Source organism: Bacillus sp. LJBS06, from assembly GCF_016924995.1.
Taxonomy (GTDB): Bacteria; Bacillota; Bacilli; order Bacillales; family Bacillaceae; genus Bacillus; species Bacillus stercoris.
This window is the reverse complement of record NZ_CP070484.1, coordinates 35,528-52,956: the sequence shown is the minus strand read 5'-3', so window position 1 is coordinate 52,956 and position 17,429 is coordinate 35,528. Positions and strand designations below refer to the sequence as shown.

Below are 17,429 nucleotides of genomic sequence, written 5' to 3'. Positions count from 1 at the left end.
TACTTGGAGGAATACAAATGAAACTTAAATATGTTAAATCCTTATTGGCAGTAGTCGTTACTTTCGGTTTACTGTTGCCACCTACAATATCAGAAGCAGCTGGCTTTAGTGGTGGAAGTGCTAGGGTTTCTTCATCATTTTCTTCATCTAAATCCAGCTTCAGTAGTGGTAGTCGGAGTTCTGGATCATCATATAGTGGAAGTTATAAATCCGGTTATTCTAAACCAAGTTCTAGCTCGAGCTCAGGATCAAGCTCAGGATCAAACTCAAGTTCGAGGAAATCTAGCTTTAGTTCTAGCTTTAAATCATTCTTTGGTGGATCATCTAAAAAATCTACAAAGTCGGATAAATCAAAATCCAAATCAATTTCTTTAACAAAAAAATCTTCAAATAAAACAAAATCAACACTATCTAAGAAGAGTTCTGTTAAAAAATCATCAGGGTCGTTCTCAGGCGCTACATCAAAGGTAAAAGGAAAAACCTATAGTGGAAGAACCACAAAAGCTTATGTTGGTGGCAGAACCGTTTCTGTTAATCATTACTACAATGCAGGATTTTCTCCTTCAGGTTGGTTTGGATATTATAACGGTTTTACGATGGGAATGTTCATGACAAGCATGATGCACCCCTGGGGTTACACCTATCATCCAGTCGGAGGACCAGGTTATGTTTCCTATGGAGCTTCACCTATTGCCTGGATCGTTGATGTCATCGCTTTGATCATTATTTTAATCATTGTCATTGCTATCATCCGTGCTTACAAATCATCTAAGACTTACAAAAGGAGATTTTGATTATGAGATTAATATTAAATGAGCAAGAAATTGTAGATGGAATTTGTGTTTTTATTTCAAATGACGCAGCCACTTCTCCAGAAGATGTTGAAATAAAAGAACTAACATATAACAATCACAAAGGGTTTATTGCTGAGGTTCGTTATGGACCTTTAAGAAGACAATTTCTTGGAACAACTCAGATCTCGGAAGGCATTATTCAGTTCTTAGAGGAATACCACAACTTCAATCCAGATTTGACGGTTGTAGAGTTGAAATACGATGAAAAATTAGGATTTCATGCTGAAGTCTTGGTAAACGAAGGAGAAGATCAATGCTTTCATTTATTATAACGTTTATTTGCTTCTTTTTATCCTATGGTATTGGATATTTAGACGGAAAATCAGAGGATTAAAGCTAAATTCAGATATAAAATTCAGATTTTATGCTAATTAAAGGGCTCAATAGGAGCTCTTTTTTAGTTGCTCAACTACTATAGATAACGAATCGGAGGAATTAATATGTCTTATTGGGATAGCTATACTGACGTTGAAGTACTTATCGGAAAAACTCTTACTAAAATTGAACAAAAGGGTGTGGGAGAATTAATCTTTCATACCTCGGATGGAGAATCTTATATAATGTATCATGAGCAAGACTGCTGCGAATCAGTCTATTTAGAAGAGATTATTGGTGATTTAGATGATTTAATTGGATCTCCAATAACAATGGCTGAAGAAATTTCTCAAGTTGGTGAATCTGATTGGGGATCAGCAACATGGACCTTCTATAAATTTGCTACAATCAATGGTTATGTAACTCTAAGATGGTTAGGTGAATCTAACGGATATTATTCTGAATCAGTTGATTTCAGAAAGCTGTAAGGGAACTCGAAAGAGTTCTCTTTTTTTGTTTACGTATTCGGTCGATTAGATATAAATACAAAAAATAAATCTGGGGTTAGATATTATTTTAAAAAATAAATAATTTATTATTTATTTTTTGATTTACGTTTCTAAAATCCAAGATATAAAAGATATGTAATAAAAATCACTCACAAATCGGAGGAAATTCTTATGTTAAATGAAATCGAAAAACTCTACGCTTATCTTCAATTTCGCCAAGCTGGTATGGATCAAGATGAAGCTATGCAAGCTATCGGTGATTTAGAATTTCTTATTCTTATGGATCAACTTAAATCAATTCTTGATGAAGTTCAGGAAGAAGTTACAGAGGAATCTGAAGCATCAGAAATTGAAAATCTATTGAAGGAAATTTTCTCGTAACTCATGGGAGTCTTATAAAATAAATAACTCAACTACTATAAAATCGGAGGAAAATTACATGGAAAATAAAGAATTAAGACAACTTCAAAATAATGTTCAAGTAATCGGCACCCTTAAATCAAAAGATTTAGAGGTCAAAACAAGTAAAAAAGGCAATAAGTATATGTCTGGTAACCTGGTTGTTCTTTCAAAATTTGATAACCATGTTCAGGAAATCAAAATTTCAGTGTTTATGATGGAATCATCAAAACTCTTTAAAGGCATTGAAACTGTAAAAAATGAATACAAAACTATTGAAGATGATGGGGCAGATGCAGCCGATCGAATTGAAGTTAATGGAGAACTTACATTAAATGAATACTACAATGCACAGGGAAACCTTGTTCAGTTTAACCAAGTTAAAGGAATCTTCTTTAACCGTTTAGATGAAACAAATGATCGACCAGATAAAGCAATTGCAACGATTGATACAGTTGTTCAAGGATTTGAACCAGTTATTAAGAATGACCTTCCAACTGGAGAATACAAAGTTAAAGGTTTCACTGTTGGTTGGGGAAATGAAGTTATTGAACTTAAAAATACGATTGTTGGTCCAGAACTTGCTGAAGCATTTATGGATTTATACCCTGCAGGTTCTACTGGTCAATTAAACTTCAAGATTAATAACTATGCTGTTGTGGACGAAGTTAAAGAATCAGAAAGCCAAGTTTCACATGGCTTTGGATCTACTGAAAAAGCAGAAGTTCGTCAGGTAACGAACTATGTAAACAATATTGAAGTAATCGGTGGAGAAATTCCTTACTTTGGTGATAAAGCTTATACAGAAGAAGAAATTGAAACAGCTCTTCAAATCCGCAAACTTAAGCTTCAGGAGCTTTCTCAACCAGCTGAAGATACACCACCAAGTGGTTTTGGTTCGAACGGAAATGATCTTCCTCCTGGATCTCTGCCAACTGGAATGGAACCACCACAAGATGATAACCCATTTAGTGATGCTCCAAATACAGATGATATGCCAGATTTTTAATATTTTAATCAGGCCAATGAGAAGAAATTCTCGTTGGCTTCTCTTTGAACAAATATGAGACGAGGTTGATAAAAATGAAACTATACTTAGCTAACGGTTTATTTGGAATCGCAGACCGAAATTTTAACGATACATTAGCAGCAAAAATCAGAGAAGAAATCCCTGAACTTGAGGTATATCTCCCACAAGAGAATGTTGTTGTTAATGATAAAAAAGCAAGTGCAACAAGTACACAAATCGCCGATGCTGATACAGAACACCTCCTATCAAGTGATATTTTAGTTGCCGTTTTAGATGGGGTAGAAATTGATTCTGGTGTTGCTGCAGAGATTGGAATTTTCTCAACAACTGGACGACCTATCCTTGGTTTGTATACTGATGTTCGGCAGTTAGGAAATGACAATGCTAAAAAGGTTCTAACATTAGTTGATGATATTACCGAAAACCAATTCCAATATCGTAATCTTTATGTTATTGGCTTGATCAAGAAAACAAATGGTGGAATATTCTCTACTGTAGATGATTTAGTAGCTGCTTTAAAAAAGAAAACTGATGAATTAAAAAAATCAGTTGAAAAAGAGGTGGCTCCCCAATGATAAACTTTCTATTGAATTGGCTGCCAGTACTAGGAACGGTGTTCCTGACAATTTGTTACCTACCTCAAATAAGAAAAACGTATGTAATAAAAGACGTAAATGGTATGAGCGTATTATTCTGGCTTTCTCTAAATGTCGCTTTGATCTTTATGCTCGTTAATGCCATTATGATCTTTATCAAGTTCGGTACATGGGGGACTATGATTACTGAAGCCTTAAATGAAGCTCTTGCTTTAATTATGTTGATCATGGTTCTGAAATATAGAAAAAACTCTTCATATGTTGTTCCCCAGGCATTAATTACAGCTGAATGGTTAAAGCAAAAGTTTAATGAAGAAAACGACAAGAGACAAGGATAATTCCTTGTTTCTTTTTTGTGCTTTAATTTACGTTTTTCACTATCCAGATAGAATACAAAAGGACTTGAAAGAAGACGGAGGTTAATAGATGAAAAATTCTTATAAAGTTGGTGATAAAGCAATTATAATCAGACAATTTTGTGGCCATGAATTTGAGATAGGTGAGATTGTTACCATCTTACATGATGCTGGTCATTCTGATTTTTTCCAAGCAAGTGATGGGAAAAATACCTGGTACGTTTCAATCAACGAGCTTTATCCATATGAATTGATAAAGAAAAAATACAGGAAGAATAAAAAAACACCGGCAAAATTTATTAATTAATTTACGTTTTCCAAGCACCAGATATAAATAAAAAGTAATCACATTAAACAAATCGGAGGAACTCAACTATGGCAATTAACTTATTAAATTTAGAGCCGATTAAGGCAAGTACGGATTTAGCATCCTACACTTCATTTATTTATGGTGTTCCTAAAATCGGTAAAACATCTTTTGTTCATAAGCTCTATGGAGATCGAGTTTTATTTATCGCCACAGAAAAACGGCATAAAGTGCTTGTTGGTGCCAATGTTCAGTACGTTTCAAACTGGATTGAATATCTTCAAGTTTTAGCTCAGCTGCAGAACAAAAAAATTAAAGAACGATACGATGTTGTTTGCATTGATACGGTAGAAAACCTTTACGCAATGCTTGAAACATATATCCTTTCAAAGTATGACAAAACAGAGTTCGGCCAGGTTGAATGGGGAAAAGACTGGGTTGATCTTAAAAATGATTGGAAGAAAAATCTTCAGCAAATTGAACGACTAGGCTACACTCCTGTGTTTATTGCTCACGCAACTCAAGTCACAACTAAGATTCCTGTTTCAGGTGTCCTTCAAGAACAGGTAAACGACACTATGACTCTTGTAACTGATAAAAAGACCAAAGAACAATACTATCAATTTGAAAAGTATGTTCCAGATCTAAAAGATAAAGTCATGGCTCCAATCAACAAAATGGTTGATAACATCTTGTTCATGACAGTTACAACTGATGAACACATGAATGAACATCGTGTAATACATCTTCGAGAAACACTTCAATGGCAAGCCGGTTCAACATTTGAAGGTATTGCTCCAGTAATTCCTTTGGATGCTGAAGCATATAAAAAAGCCGTTACTGATGCAATTAATCTAATTGATCCTTCTCAATTGAAAGAAGAAAAAGAATCAGTTGGATTACAAGAAGAACAGCTGGATTATGATGCTCTGATGCAAGAAGCTCGTGAGCTTGGTGTTCAGTTCCATAAAGCAAATCGTATGGATGAAGTTAATAGAATTGTAGATGAAGTATTTGGAGCCGGCAATAAGTTAACCGATGCTTCCAAAGAACAAGTTCAGCCGTTATTCGTTGCAATTCAAAAAATGAAAGAAATTCTTTAATAATTGGCGAGGGGATGATTATGTCGTCCTCTCTTGCTTTAACTCAACTACTGCAAGAAAGGAAATAGGTTATGACAGTTGTAATTAAAGACAAGAATAAAAAACGTGAACGACGAATGGAATTTGATAGAGAAAGATTGATTTCATTTATTAAACGTGGATTCGAAAATATTGAGGTTAATCCAACCACAAAAGAGAGTTACATTTCTAAAGTGGTCCGGACAATCGAGAGAAGAGAAGAAATCGAATCAAAAGATATTACGAAAATTCTCATTCAAAATGCTTTGGTTCTTACAAATGACATTAAGAATGATTCTGGATACGTGTCGCCTGATTACCTTGTAAACACTAACTGGAATAGATTTGCCCGTTATGTAAAGCTCCAAGAGTTATATAAAAGAGCTTCTAAAAATAGATCTTATGATTCAAAAGAGAAGTATGGTGATTTCTATGGTCTTATCGTGACTCTCACCGAAAAAGGCTTGTATACTCCCGATATTCTTGCTAATTACACGCGAGAAGAATTAGTTAAGGCCGGAAATTCAATTGTTCCCGAACGTGATGAATTATTTGATTTTGCAGGGCTTCATTCACTATCTGGTCGCTATTGTGTTAAAGACTTTGACAAATCAGTTTATGAATTGCCACAAGAAAGATTTATGATTGCTGCCCTTCACCTGATGATGCCAGAGGAAAAAGACCGAGTGGAGAAAGCAATTGAACTATACTGGGCGCTTTCTAACCTTTACCTTACACTTGCTACTCCAACTTTAATGAATGCTGGCCGTGTTACCGGTGGTTTATCAAGTTGTTTTGTTCTAACAACTGAAGACTCACTTCGTGGAATTTTTGATGATAACACTGATGTTTCTACGTTCTCTAAAAATGGTGCCGGTATTGGTATTTATTTTGGAAAATTACGAGCAACTGGATCAGATATTCGAGGACATAAAGGCGCTGCCAGTGGAATACTAGGATGGATTAAACAACTTGATAACACGGCCGTTTCCGTTGATCAGTTAGGACAAAGACCTGGAGCCGTTGCTGTGTATCTAGATATATGGCACAAAGATATTGAAGACTTCATAGATCTTCGTCTCAATACTGGTGATAAATCAAAACGAGCTTACAACGTTTTCACTGGTCTTTGTATTCCGGATGAATTTATGAGACAAGTTGAAAAACGTGGTGACTTCTATCTTTTTGATCCTCATGAGATCAAACAAAAGATGGGATTCAGTCTTGAAGACTTCTACGATAAGAAAAAACTTGGTGAAAAAGAAACACCAAATCCAATTGATCATGCTTGGACTTACCACTATTACTTATGCGTTGATAATAACAATTTAGATAAGAGACGTGTACCAGCAATTGAATTGAAAAAGAGATACATGAAGGCTCAATTAGAAACTGGAATTCCATATATGTTTTATCGTGACACGGTTAACCGTAATAATCCAAACTCTCATTCAGGAATGATCTATTCTTCTAACTTGTGTTCTGAAATCGCTCAAAATATGTCACCTTCGTTTGTAACTCAAGAGACGATTAATTGGGAAACAGGAGAAGTAATCATTCATAAACAAATTGGTGATCTAGTAACATGCAACCTCAGTTCCTTGGTTGTTAATAGAACAGAAAAAGATGGAGTAACAGAGAGAGTTATCAAAATTCAAATGAGAGCCCTTGATAACGTTATTTCTCTCTTAAAGGTCCCTGTTCCTCAAGCTCAATACACAAATATGAAGTATCGTGCTGTTGGGGCAGGAGAACAAGGTATTGCTGCTTTATTAGCTCAAGAAGGAATCATGTGGGATTCAGAACAGGCTATTGAATATATCTCCAAACTTGAAGAAAAAATCATGTTGAATTGCATTAAAGCTTCAGCTTTATTAGGAAAAGAAAAAGGTAGCTATCCTGTTTTTGAAGGTTCGAAATGGCAAACTGGAGAATGGTTTGAAGAACGTGATTTAAACTCTCCCGAGTGGTTGGAAGTTAAAGAATTGGCTTCTAAGTACATGAGAAATGGATACCTAAGAGCTATTGCCCCGACTGGTGGAACATCAGTTATTGCTGGATCAACTCCAGGAATCGACCCAATCTTTGATGTTATCTACTTTGAACGAAAAAAAGACTTCCACCTTCCTATTTTGGTTCCGGAATTAAATCAAAAAACATGGTTCTTCTACAAACCAACTATGAAAATGGAATACGAAAATGAAAAACAATTAGCTCACCTTTGGGCTATTAAACACAACGCTGCTCGTCAAAAGTTTGTAGACCAAGCTATTTCTCATAACTTCTATATTCCTCAGGACATTAAGGCTAAGAATTTCTATAAGCTTCATATGGAAAACTGGAAAGCCGGTGTGAAAACTTCTTACTACACTCGATCTTGGGATCAAAAACATGAAAGTTCATGCCTGGCATGTTCAGCTTAATATATTAAAGAAGTGGGGGCGAAAGCTCCCTTTTTTGATTTACGTTTTTAATACTCCAGATATAAATATTAAGAGATTTTTATGAATACGGAGGAACGCTTATATGGAACAATTGACGAAACAAGTGAGAGTTTTTAACGAGAATTTACCTAACAAAGGCGAGAGAATGTTCGATGATGTAAGTGGTATTCTCTTCTGGGATGACATTATTAATCAAGTCTACTACGAACTTATTAAAGAAATGAGAGAAGTATTCTGGATTCCGGATGAAGTATCCATGAGTAAGGATAAAGTACAGTGGGCTACTGAAATGAACGAAATGGAACAAGAGTTGTTTTTAAATGCTATCGGAATTTTGGCTGTACTCGATTCTATTGCTACATATTTTGATAATGTTGCTGCATATTATATTAGAGATTCTGCAATTAAAGCCCTTATGGCTTTTGTAGCTGCAATGGAAACAATTCATAACGAATCTTACACATATATTCTAAGTTCGGTTAGCTCTAAAGCTGTCTCTTTAGATGTATTTGAACGACCAAAAAAGAACGAATTCATGATTAGAAGAAACAAGCTAATGATGGATCTGTTTGATGAGTTCATCCAAAATCCTACTCCGGAGACTTTTGCAAAAGGATTGGTTGCAATGAGTGGCCTAGAAGGTTTATGTTTCGTAAATGGATTTACACCGTTCTATCATTTTAATAGAAACGGAAAAATGTTTGGGACCGGAACTGTTATTCAGTATATTCAACGTGATGAAATGAAGCACTCTTACTTCCAAACAATCTTGGTACGTGACATTCTAACTCAATATCCTGAACTTAATACTGAAGAGTTTTCTGAGTTTGTATATGATTTCTTCACTAAACTTGTACAACTTGAAAGAGAGTTCTGTGAGGATCTTTATAAGAACACTCCTGATATTGATATTGTAGAAGTAAAAGAGTACATCGGGTACCGGGCGAATTTAATTCTAGACAACCTCGGACTCGACCAAATATTCGCAGCAAAGAAAAATCCTATGCCTTGGATAACAGCCTTCGATCCCGATAACTTGAATAACACAAAAAGAGATTTCTTTGAGGATAAAGAAGTAAACTATGGCAAAGCGAATGAGCAAAAGAATGATTGGGATGACCTATGATATGGGGTATCTTCCAATTATTCTTGCTTCAAATACGGGTAATACTAGAACCTTTATTTCGTTTATTCAAGAGCACACTAAAAGGGATCTTCAAGTCATTGAAGACTTTAACAATCCTTTCCCTAATAACAACCGTTTGGCTATTGGCTCATATACTTGGGGTAACGGAAAAATACCTAAGAGACTCAAAGAATATCTTATTGAAAACCATTTACAGCTTTATGGAAAAGAAATTTTTATATTTGGGAGTGGTAATTCAGTTTATCCTAAATTCTGTGGGGCAGTTGAAGGAATAAAGAAAATTTGTTTGGATTGTGGCGCTGATGTCATAGCTGCTTTTAAATTTGAACAGCGATTCAATCAACAAAAATTAACTGAACAAGAATTATATAATTTAATAGGCAGCATCAAATATTGGAGTCGTTAACGGCTCCTTTTTTATTTAATTTTTTATTGAAGTAATTTACGTTTTCATTCGGCCAGATAAAATAATAAAGATTTTCAGAAGGGAGAGCTAATTATGTTTATTATTCACCTTTTACTTTTACTTATTTATTTAGCCATTCCTAGTGTATTGATTCAGTTTGGCATATCACGAATCTTCAATTACGAGATTGATTTCTGGGGTCTTTACTTTATCTTTATTGCACTATATTTCTTAAGAAGTGTGTTTAAAGAATGACTAGAGGAAATATTATCTTTGTAAGAAGAAAAGGTATCCTTTCTAAACTGATTAGGTTATTTGATCATCGAGGAAAGTTTAGTCATGTGGCCATTACTGTATCTGATACTGAAATTCTTGAAGCCGATATAAATATTGTTTCAAGAGTTAAAAAGTTTAATTCCAAAGAATATTCTTATTATGAGATTCTTGATTTAGGATTGAGTTCAGAACAACAGGAAAAAGTTGTTGAGATTAGCAAAGCGTATATAGGCAAGAAATATGACTATGCACAAATTTTTGGTTATATCATTAAAAACCTATTCCACCTCAAAGGAAAGAATTTATTCAACAATCCCAACAATTTAATTTGCTCGGAGTTAGTGTTTAATGTTCTAGATCACCTTGGAATTACTAATGATCTTGGGATCACCGGTGAGGTAAGAGGAATTGATCTAACTCCAAATGAACTATATGATCTCCTCAAATATTTATCTAAAAGCATTGAAACGAGCCAAACCTAAAAAGTTTGGCTTTTTAAATACGAACATATGTACGTTATATTCCAGATATTGTATAATTTAAATGTAAGAGATAAATAACTTTAAGGAGAGAGACACAAATGCTCAACTACGCAACTTTAAAGCCAGGAGAATTGATTAATTTTAAGGAGGGCGAGGGCAGCACTTATGATCTTCTAAAGAAAGAAATCCAAGGAACTCTTGCTTTGACAAGCATTGAGGAGTTAGACGTGTGGTACGACGATGGATTTCTTTTAAAGGAAGAGCCCTCAATGCCATCCCTTATTATAAAAAACACCCCAAATCCATCTATCACCGATTGGGATGTAGTGATCTGTGGGAATATTATGTTTGCTTCAAGTAATGAAGACGGAGATACAATCAGTCTTACCGAGGAAGCCACAAAGATATTAAGCAAGTTTAAACTGGCTTTGTTAGGAACCAACCCTGTTTGGGTTTATCACAATTATGAAGTGAAACAGTCATAATTCAACTTTAATCGACTGATTTAACCTAAGAAAATAGCAATCTCTTGCTATGATTCTACCGACCCCATCTTATGAGAATCATAGCAGTGTATGTATGCTATATGGTTATGACAAAAATCTCGACATTATTCCGATGTCGGGGTTTTTAATTATAAAATACTTATTTTATAATTAAATGAACCAGAACCGAGAAAAAATGGTTTTATATGTTAAGGATAGTGAAAATTAAAGAGGGGAAAACACTTATGGAATCACCAAAAAAATGGTTTGTTTTTAAATATGAACATATAGATTACTTAGATAATATCGAGCTTTTAGAACCCGACAGTAATGAAGCACTTTTAGATGAATTAAAGCAATTATTTAAAAAAGAAGGTTGGGAGGGTGACGGGCTTAGATAATATCGAGCTTTTAGAACCCGACAGTAATGAAGCACTTTTAGATGAATTAAAGCAATTATTTAAAAAAGAAGGTTGGGAGGGTGACGGGGAAATCGGGCAGATATGGCTACCTCCTTTTGTGTTACATAAAGCTAACAGTTATGGACATTGGGTTTATCATGTGAAACAACAGAATAATGGCACGTCATTTCTCGCTTCAAGATTATTCCTTCCATTTGGGGAATTACTAAAGCAGAATGCCTCTAAACAAAATTTATCTATACCTGATGACGAAAATGAGCCTGTGAATAACGAAGGACGCAACATAATTCAACACGAGGTGGATTCTTTCAAGAAAGATCTCTTCTCTTACAAAGATAATATTGAAAAAGAATTAAAAGCAATTGATGAAATCTCAAACCAAAAAATAAAAGAAGAAATTGAAGAAAAAATACTCGGATACAATCAATGTATGTTAATTCAACTTTTGAATGACTTTATGGACAACTGCTACTTACAACTGTTAATTGAAGTATTAGAGAACGGTAATAAAAGCAAACTGAAGTTATCAAAGAAAAACGTTAAATTAGATCTGAATAAAATGGATGGAGATGATTGGCTAACAATCGCTAACATTATTAGTGATGTCTATGATGATTATAGACGAACTGGTTTTACAGATAAATTATCCAGACTAACAAAACCTTTAGATTATGAAATGAGTAAACAAGATAAAGAGTTAAGGCACGAAATAATAAAGCATGTAATCATTAGGAATTGTATTCAACATCATAATTGGAATTTAGACAGGGATTCATTAAATTATAGCTTGCCAAACGCAGATTCAATTGAAGTAATGAGTGATGAGAATTCAACAATAGAAATAAATAAGTATAAACGTATTAAACTTTCCAAAACAGAATTATATGAAATTATAGACAAACTCAATTCATTTGCTGAAACATTATCATCACGTGTCGGTGAAAAGATTAAAACCAGGTATAAACAAATTTAGGCGGCCATATATTGGTCGTCTTTTTTAATTTCAAAAATTTACGTTTCAGGTGATCCAGATATAATAACAAAAAATAAAGGAGCATTTGAAAATGAGCAGCAGATTAGTTAAATGCTACGGAACATGTGAACAAAAACATCCCCAATCTATTATGCAAAAATTCAAAAGCAAAAACTTCTGCCCTGTATGTTATAAGCAAAAAGTTAAAGAGGTTGAAGATCGAGAAAACCTTTATAACAAATGCAAAGAAGTCTTTGGTATCTCTTTTCCTACAGGTTTAATGCTTAGACAAATCAAACAGTTTAAAGAGGAACGAGGGTACACTTATAAGAATATAGCCTTCGCTCTTGATTACATAGTAAGGATCAAAAAAATACAGATGGAAACAAAGTATGGTTTAGCTCTTATCCCCCACTATTATGATGAAATGATTGACTACTATAAAAATCTCAAAAGAAGAAGAGAGAATATGGTGGTTAAAAAAATAGAAACCCAAAAGGTTCAAATAAAGCCACCCTCCCTGTCTCAAAACAGATATAGAGAGAAGAAATTAATAAACATGGAGGATTTATTGAAATGACAGAAGTTAACTCAACTACTACTGATAATGTAATGAAAGCTTTAAACCCTACTCGTGCAGTCTATTCTGTTATTGGCTCCCTTTGTAAGAACCCTCATCTTTTAAGAGATTCCGAGATTATCATAACAGAAAAAGACTTTGCTCATGAATTTCATCAAATTGTGTTTTCTTCAATATATAATATCGCTTACTCAAATTATAAAGTCACTAAGATCGATGAAATTGACCTCGATAATTACCTAGCTTCTTTTCCTCAGCACTATAAGATCTGGGAAAAAAATGATGGTTTATCTTATATAAGAAAATCAATAGCTCATGCAAATGAAAATACCTTTAAAAGCAGCTATGATCGACTGAAAAAGATTTCTTTATTAAGACACTACGTATTAAATGGAATTGATGTGTCAGACCTTTATGATTGGAAGTCTACTGACTTAAAGGTTCGGAATGATGGAATGAAAAAAATAGACAACATGACTGTTAATGAAATAATCGACCATTACACAATTAAGTTGACTAAGATTAAAGATGAATTTAATATCGGCCAAGAGACAAAAAGCTTTATGGCCGGTGATGACTTGGATACTCTTCTGGATGAGTTAGATGAAGATCCTGAGTACGGAAACCCATTCACGAACAAATTCTATAACACAATATTCCGTGGAAAACGGAAAACAAAGCTTATGCTTCGTTCAGCTGGTACAGGGACGGGGAAAACTCGTCAAGCATTAGCTGATATGTGTAATGCTTCGTGTGACGAAATTTTTGATATTGACCAAAACAAATATGTAAGCAATGGTCCATCAATCCCTACCCTATTCATATCAACGGAGCTTGTAAAAAGAGAAGTTCAAACAATTATGCTTGCTTTCATTTCTGGAGTCGATGAAGACGTAATCAAAGATGGCAAGTATTCTGAAGTAGTTTTAAGAAGGCTCAAAAAAGCAATCGAAATTTTAAAGAGAGCCCCTATCTTCTGCGAATATGTAAATGACTTCTCAATTTCAGATATTGAAACAATTATTGAACGACATATTATTGAAAACAATATTCAAGAGTGTGCCTTTGACTATATTCAAATGACTCCGAAACTCTCCAGAACAATGGCAAGCGCATTTGGGAATCATCTTCGGGAAGACCAGATTCTTCATCAGTTTTCATCATCATTAAAGATTCTTGCTGAGAAGTACGATATTTTTATTGCTTCTTCGACTCAGTTAAACAGAGGTTCGAAGGAGATTGAAAATAGAGACCCTTCGGCTCTTCGTGGTGGACAAGCCACGGCAGATAAAGTCGACTTTGGCATTCTTACATTTAGGGCGGGAGCTTCAGATCACCATAATCTAAAGCATATTTTGCAATCCGGTTTTACTAACAAAAAACCAAACTACTCTCATTGGGTTTATAAAAATCGTGGAGGAAAGTACAGTAACGTAATTATCTGGACTTACATGAATTTAGGAACTATGAGAGAAGAACCATTATTCGTTACAGACTACGATTTTAATTTGCTAGATGTTCACCCAATGGATATTGAATATGCTATCGAAGCAACTGAAGATTCGGCTGAAGAAGTGCCCGTTTTTTAAGAGAAGATAATTCTTCTCTTTTTTACGTTTTTATTTAGTCAGATAAAATAACTTAAACAGGGTTAAGAGGTGAATTGGTTTGGATGCCAACGAAGTAAAACAATCCTTGAGTGAAAATGACATATTCACCTTACTTCAAGAGTTAGGAGCCCAACCAAAATTAAAAGGTTCAAATATTATATGCAAAACGATCTGTCATAACGGTCATAGCCATAAGCTTACCTACTATTCTAACTCTCATTCATTTTATTGCTTTACGGAATGCGGCCACATGGACCTGTACGGATTAATAGGGAAAATAAAAGGGTTAACTTTTTTTGAGTCATTTAAATTTGTTTGTCAGAGATTTGGATTATCATACGGAAATTCAAAATATGGCTCTGATAAAGTGGATATGTCTTTTTTTGAAAAGTTTGAGCAAAAAGATATGGCAGCAGAAATTAAGCTGTTAGATAAGAAAATCCTTGATTCTTATTATGACTACTATCATAAGTCTTGGATAGAAGACAACATTTCTCCAAAGACAATGAAGAAGTTTAATATTAAGTACTCAGTTTTAGATAACCAAATAATCATACCTCACTATGATCTTAAAGGAAATCTTATTGGGGTCCGAGCCAGGAACTTAAATCAGGAATTAGTGGACTCCGGAAAAAAATATATGCCCGTGTTTTATAAAAATCGTTTTTTAAAGCACCCCACCGGCGCTTGCCTTTATGGATTAAATTTTAACCTGGAACAAATAACAGATTACGGAGCAATCATCTTGTGTGAATCTGAAAAGTCAGTCATGCAGATAGATACTATGTTTCCTGATATGTCTATTGCTGTAGCTTTAAGTGGGTCAACTCTCACTGATACTCAGTTAGAAATAATAAATGACTTAGGCATCGAACGAGTCATAATTGCACTAGATAAAGAATTCACAGAAGTCGGGAGTATCGAAGAAAAATACTACATAGAGAAAATCAATAGTGTTTTTATTAATAAGCTTGGTTCCAGGTTCGAAACAAGTGTGATGTGGGATGTTGAAGGTCTTCTCGATTTAAAAGACAGCCCTTCAGATAAAGGCCCAGAAACTTTCATGAAATTATTCCATAACCGAATCCTAGTAGCTTGATTTACGTTTTAAAAACCCCAGATATAATAACGAAGATTCAACTACTAGGAGGAAAAATTTATGAGAAGTGTTATAAAAATAGAGATCGATCGTCCTTTAAACAGTGAGGAAATTGAATATGTAAATAAATTATCAGCTGAAAAAAAGGAAGAACAAATCAAAAGAATGAATTATGCAATCAAAGATATGTTAGAGCTAGAAGGCATCCACCCTCAATTCCTGAGAATCACTAATAAAATTGTTGGTGAATCCAATGAAGATTAAACAAATCAGTTCTTACAATGGAGACATCATCGACACCATATTGAAGAATAGAAATATTAAGGATATTGATACATTCCTTAATCCTAACAGCAGCGAGGATCTTAATCCTTTTGATCTTCATAATATTGAACTAGGAGCGAATGTACTTCTTGCTCATTTGCTTATAAACGACCACATCGGTATTTTAGTTGATGCTGACGCTGATGGATTCTCGTCTGCATCAATAATCTATCAATATATAAAAAAAATCGAACCAGATTCGCATGTTTCATATTTTCTTCATGATCGAAAAGCTCATGGATTAACCGATGAAATTTCTCAAAAGATTGCTGACTCATCAATAGATTTAATTATTATTCCTGATGCAGCGTCTAATGATGTTGATGAACTTCAAAGGCTTTATTACATGGGAATTGACATTATCGTCCTAGATCACCATGAAGTAGATAAGATGCCGACGCACGGAATTTTAATTAATAACCAATTAGACGAGAATAAAAGCACTAATAAGAATTTAGTTGGTGCAGGTATGGCCTATAAGTTTTGCCAGGCCTTAGATAGGATTTTAGATACTCATTATGCAGATGATCTACTCGACTTAGTTGCTATCGGTCAAATTGGAGATACTTCAGATATAAGTGAAAATGAGGTCAGAAATCTAGTCTTCCGTGGTCTTGAGACAATCAATAATCCTCTGGTTAAAGTTGCTGTAATGGATGTTTTCGGAAGCCTAGAAGGCATTGCACCAAAAGATCTCTCTTTCTCTATCATTCCAATGATTAATGCTGTCGTTCGTGTTGGGACGGAAGATGAAAAAGACCTGCTGTTCAGAGCCTTAAATAAGATCGGTTATGGACGAGTTTGGAATGTAGAGAAACGGAAGAAAAATAAAAAGACCGGTAAATTCGATAAGATATTAGTTGAGCAAGATCTATATGAATATGCCTTTGATATGATGAAAAAAGTTAAGGGCCGTCAGAACTCAATGATTAAAAAGTCTTTAGAAAAACTTAGAAGCAGTACATACAATGAAGGTGGAATTTCAATTGCTTTACTTGATTCTTCCGATGAAGCTGCGATTACCGGTTTAGTCGCTAATAAAGTTGCGAAAAAATATCAGAAGCCGGCTTTAGTGCTCTATTATAAAGATAAGAAATATATTGGATCGGGACGTGGAGATGAAAAAGTTTTGTCTTCTCTTAAAGACTGGTGCAATGAAACTGGCTTAGTTGAGTTTGCTCAAGGACATGCCAATGCTTTTGGTATCTCTATCCCTGAAGATAACTTTGAGGAGTTCAAAAAAAGAACACATGAAGTTGAGCAGAATGAGTTTGTTTATGAGGTTGACCTCATAGTAAAGGAAAACGTTGATCGGTCTCTAATTGAAGATGTTACTGATAATAAACACTTATTTGGTGGGAAAGTTCAAGAACCCCTACTGGCCTTTGTCGGAATTAAAATTAATAAGAACTTTATCCGTCAAAAAGGTTCCATGTTGACCTTTTATGAAAATGGTGTTGAATTTGTTATGTACGGCGCACCTGAAGGATTATATGAGAGTCTAAAAAATAATTTCGACAGGCAAATCACGATGGATTTCGTTGGTACCCCCTCTGTGAACGTTTATGGTAATAAACGAACTCTTCAATTAGTATTGGTAGACTGCGAAAGAAATGAATCTGGCCAATATGATTTTATTGAGGTACCTGACGAAATTACCGCAGAAACTATTATTTTTTAGGTACAACAGTTAT

21 protein-coding genes are annotated in these 17,429 nt (G+C 34.5%); all 21 read left to right on the top strand.

Features of this window, described 5'->3' with window-relative positions; genetic code table 11:
- Positions 1–17: 17 nt before the first annotated feature.
- Positions 18–794 carry a hypothetical protein gene (locus JQX68_RS21470; RefSeq protein ID WP_205440653.1) on the top strand — a complete coding sequence of 259 codons (777 nt, stop codon included), beginning with the start codon at positions 18–20 and terminating at the stop codon, positions 792–794.
- Between the two features lie 2 nt (positions 795–796).
- A complete protein-coding gene (locus JQX68_RS21465; RefSeq protein WP_043940306.1) occupies positions 797–1,126 on the top strand; it encodes a DUF2653 family protein in 330 nt (109 codons plus the stop codon).
- A 168-nt stretch (positions 1,127–1,294) separates the two neighbouring features.
- Positions 1,295–1,657: a DUF7448 domain-containing protein gene (locus JQX68_RS21460; RefSeq protein ID WP_043940307.1), complete on the top strand. Its 363-nt coding sequence runs from the start codon at positions 1,295–1,297 to the stop codon at positions 1,655–1,657.
- Positions 1,658–1,849: 192 nt separating this feature from the next.
- A complete protein-coding gene (locus tag JQX68_RS21455; RefSeq protein WP_043940308.1) occupies positions 1,850–2,059 on the top strand; it encodes a hypothetical protein in 210 nt (69 codons plus the stop codon).
- Positions 2,060–2,117: 58 nt separating this feature from the next.
- Positions 2,118–3,086, top strand: coding sequence for a hypothetical protein (locus tag JQX68_RS21840; protein WP_052500197.1), 969 nt, complete (start codon positions 2,118–2,120; stop codon positions 3,084–3,086).
- A 74-nt stretch (positions 3,087–3,160) separates the two neighbouring features.
- Complete coding sequence (locus tag JQX68_RS21445; protein ID WP_043940309.1) at positions 3,161–3,682, top strand: nucleoside 2-deoxyribosyltransferase; 522 nt, start codon at positions 3,161–3,163, stop codon at positions 3,680–3,682.
- Positions 3,679–4,041 (top strand): PQ-loop domain-containing transporter, encoded by a 363-nt coding sequence (locus JQX68_RS21440; RefSeq protein WP_013603306.1) that lies wholly within the window; start codon positions 3,679–3,681, stop codon positions 4,039–4,041. The genes JQX68_RS21445 and JQX68_RS21440 overlap by 4 nt, the downstream gene beginning before the upstream one ends.
- An 88-nt stretch (positions 4,042–4,129) precedes the next feature.
- Positions 4,130–4,366, top strand: a complete 237-nt coding sequence (locus JQX68_RS21435; RefSeq protein ID WP_043940310.1) for a hypothetical protein — start codon at positions 4,130–4,132, stop codon at positions 4,364–4,366.
- Between the two features lie 68 nt (positions 4,367–4,434).
- On the top strand, positions 4,435–5,469 hold the full coding sequence (locus JQX68_RS21430; protein WP_009968592.1) for an AAA family ATPase: 1,035 nt from the start codon (positions 4,435–4,437) through the stop codon (positions 5,467–5,469).
- A 71-nt stretch (positions 5,470–5,540) separates the two neighbouring features.
- Positions 5,541–7,910 carry a ribonucleoside-diphosphate reductase subunit alpha gene (locus tag JQX68_RS21425; protein WP_013603309.1) on the top strand — a complete coding sequence of 790 codons (2,370 nt, stop codon included), beginning with the start codon at positions 5,541–5,543 and terminating at the stop codon, positions 7,908–7,910.
- 103 nt (positions 7,911–8,013) lie between these two features.
- Positions 8,014–9,057: a ribonucleotide-diphosphate reductase subunit beta gene (locus JQX68_RS21420; protein WP_043940311.1), complete on the top strand. Its 1,044-nt coding sequence runs from the start codon at positions 8,014–8,016 to the stop codon at positions 9,055–9,057.
- Positions 9,014–9,484, top strand: a complete 471-nt coding sequence (locus JQX68_RS21415) for a flavodoxin domain-containing protein (protein ID WP_231573543.1) — start codon at positions 9,014–9,016, stop codon at positions 9,482–9,484. The genes JQX68_RS21420 and JQX68_RS21415 overlap by 44 nt, the downstream gene beginning before the upstream one ends.
- A gap of 251 nt (positions 9,485–9,735) precedes the next feature.
- Positions 9,736–10,242 carry a YiiX/YebB-like N1pC/P60 family cysteine hydrolase gene (locus tag JQX68_RS21410; RefSeq protein ID WP_043940313.1) on the top strand — a complete coding sequence of 169 codons (507 nt, stop codon included), beginning with the start codon at positions 9,736–9,738 and terminating at the stop codon, positions 10,240–10,242.
- A 98-nt stretch (positions 10,243–10,340) separates the two neighbouring features.
- The gene (locus JQX68_RS21405) at positions 10,341–10,727 is read left to right on the top strand and encodes a DUF3846 domain-containing protein (protein ID WP_043940314.1); all 387 of its coding nucleotides are present in this window, start codon (positions 10,341–10,343) and stop codon (positions 10,725–10,727) included.
- Positions 10,728–10,972: 245 nt separating this feature from the next.
- Entirely contained in the window at positions 10,973–11,128 is a 156-nt protein-coding gene (locus JQX68_RS21400; protein ID WP_205440652.1) for a hypothetical protein, read from the top strand.
- Entirely contained in the window at positions 11,112–12,122 is a 1,011-nt protein-coding gene (locus JQX68_RS21395; RefSeq protein WP_205440671.1) for a hypothetical protein, read from the top strand. The genes JQX68_RS21400 and JQX68_RS21395 overlap by 17 nt, the downstream gene beginning before the upstream one ends.
- A gap of 91 nt (positions 12,123–12,213) precedes the next feature.
- On the top strand, positions 12,214–12,702 hold the full coding sequence (locus JQX68_RS21390) for a hypothetical protein (RefSeq protein ID WP_205440670.1): 489 nt from the start codon (positions 12,214–12,216) through the stop codon (positions 12,700–12,702).
- A complete protein-coding gene (locus JQX68_RS21385) occupies positions 12,699–14,291 on the top strand; it encodes a DnaB-like helicase C-terminal domain-containing protein (protein WP_205440669.1) in 1,593 nt (530 codons plus the stop codon). Before JQX68_RS21390 ends, JQX68_RS21385 begins: the two co-directional genes overlap by 4 nt.
- Before the next feature lie 79 nt (positions 14,292–14,370).
- Positions 14,371–15,411 (top strand): hypothetical protein, encoded by a 1,041-nt coding sequence (locus JQX68_RS21380; protein WP_205440668.1) that lies wholly within the window; start codon positions 14,371–14,373, stop codon positions 15,409–15,411.
- Positions 15,412–15,471: 60 nt separating this feature from the next.
- Positions 15,472–15,675 (top strand): hypothetical protein, encoded by a 204-nt coding sequence (locus tag JQX68_RS21375; protein WP_106074224.1) that lies wholly within the window; start codon positions 15,472–15,474, stop codon positions 15,673–15,675.
- On the top strand, positions 15,665–17,416 hold the full coding sequence (locus JQX68_RS21370; protein WP_205440667.1) for a DHH family phosphoesterase: 1,752 nt from the start codon (positions 15,665–15,667) through the stop codon (positions 17,414–17,416). Before JQX68_RS21375 ends, JQX68_RS21370 begins: the two co-directional genes overlap by 11 nt.
- The last annotated feature ends 13 nt before the right edge of the window (positions 17,417–17,429 follow it).

What these genes read in the sequence shown, in the direction of transcription:
- JQX68_RS21400 (WP_205440652.1), top strand. Translation starts at nt 10,973, where the DNA reads ATGGAATCACCAAAAAAATGGTTTGTTTTTAAATATGAACATATAGAT.
- JQX68_RS21465 (WP_043940306.1), top strand. Translation starts at nt 797, where the DNA reads ATGAGATTAATATTAAATGAGCAAGAAATTGTAGATGGAATTTGTGTT.
- JQX68_RS21375 (WP_106074224.1), top strand. Translation starts at nt 15,472, where the DNA reads ATGAGAAGTGTTATAAAAATAGAGATCGATCGTCCTTTAAACAGTGAG.
- JQX68_RS21425 (WP_013603309.1), top strand. Translation starts at nt 5,541, where the DNA reads ATGACAGTTGTAATTAAAGACAAGAATAAAAAACGTGAACGACGAATG.
- JQX68_RS21420 (WP_043940311.1), top strand. Translation starts at nt 8,014, where the DNA reads ATGGAACAATTGACGAAACAAGTGAGAGTTTTTAACGAGAATTTACCT.
- JQX68_RS21410 (WP_043940313.1), top strand. Translation starts at nt 9,736, where the DNA reads ATGACTAGAGGAAATATTATCTTTGTAAGAAGAAAAGGTATCCTTTCT.
- JQX68_RS21470 (WP_205440653.1), top strand. Translation starts at nt 18, where the DNA reads ATGAAACTTAAATATGTTAAATCCTTATTGGCAGTAGTCGTTACTTTC.
- JQX68_RS21840 (WP_052500197.1), top strand. Translation starts at nt 2,118, where the DNA reads ATGGAAAATAAAGAATTAAGACAACTTCAAAATAATGTTCAAGTAATC.
- JQX68_RS21405 (WP_043940314.1), top strand. Translation starts at nt 10,341, where the DNA reads ATGCTCAACTACGCAACTTTAAAGCCAGGAGAATTGATTAATTTTAAG.
- JQX68_RS21440 (WP_013603306.1), top strand. Translation starts at nt 3,679, where the DNA reads ATGATAAACTTTCTATTGAATTGGCTGCCAGTACTAGGAACGGTGTTC.
- JQX68_RS21415 (WP_231573543.1), top strand. Translation starts at nt 9,014, where the DNA reads ATGGCAAAGCGAATGAGCAAAAGAATGATTGGGATGACCTATGATATG.
- JQX68_RS21430 (WP_009968592.1), top strand. Translation starts at nt 4,435, where the DNA reads ATGGCAATTAACTTATTAAATTTAGAGCCGATTAAGGCAAGTACGGAT.
- JQX68_RS21370 (WP_205440667.1), top strand. Translation starts at nt 15,665, where the DNA reads ATGAAGATTAAACAAATCAGTTCTTACAATGGAGACATCATCGACACC.
- JQX68_RS21455 (WP_043940308.1), top strand. Translation starts at nt 1,850, where the DNA reads ATGTTAAATGAAATCGAAAAACTCTACGCTTATCTTCAATTTCGCCAA.
- JQX68_RS21460 (WP_043940307.1), top strand. Translation starts at nt 1,295, where the DNA reads ATGTCTTATTGGGATAGCTATACTGACGTTGAAGTACTTATCGGAAAA.
- JQX68_RS21390 (WP_205440670.1), top strand. Translation starts at nt 12,214, where the DNA reads ATGAGCAGCAGATTAGTTAAATGCTACGGAACATGTGAACAAAAACAT.
- JQX68_RS21435 (WP_043940310.1), top strand. Translation starts at nt 4,130, where the DNA reads ATGAAAAATTCTTATAAAGTTGGTGATAAAGCAATTATAATCAGACAA.
- JQX68_RS21385 (WP_205440669.1), top strand. Translation starts at nt 12,699, where the DNA reads ATGACAGAAGTTAACTCAACTACTACTGATAATGTAATGAAAGCTTTA.
- JQX68_RS21445 (WP_043940309.1), top strand. Translation starts at nt 3,161, where the DNA reads ATGAAACTATACTTAGCTAACGGTTTATTTGGAATCGCAGACCGAAAT.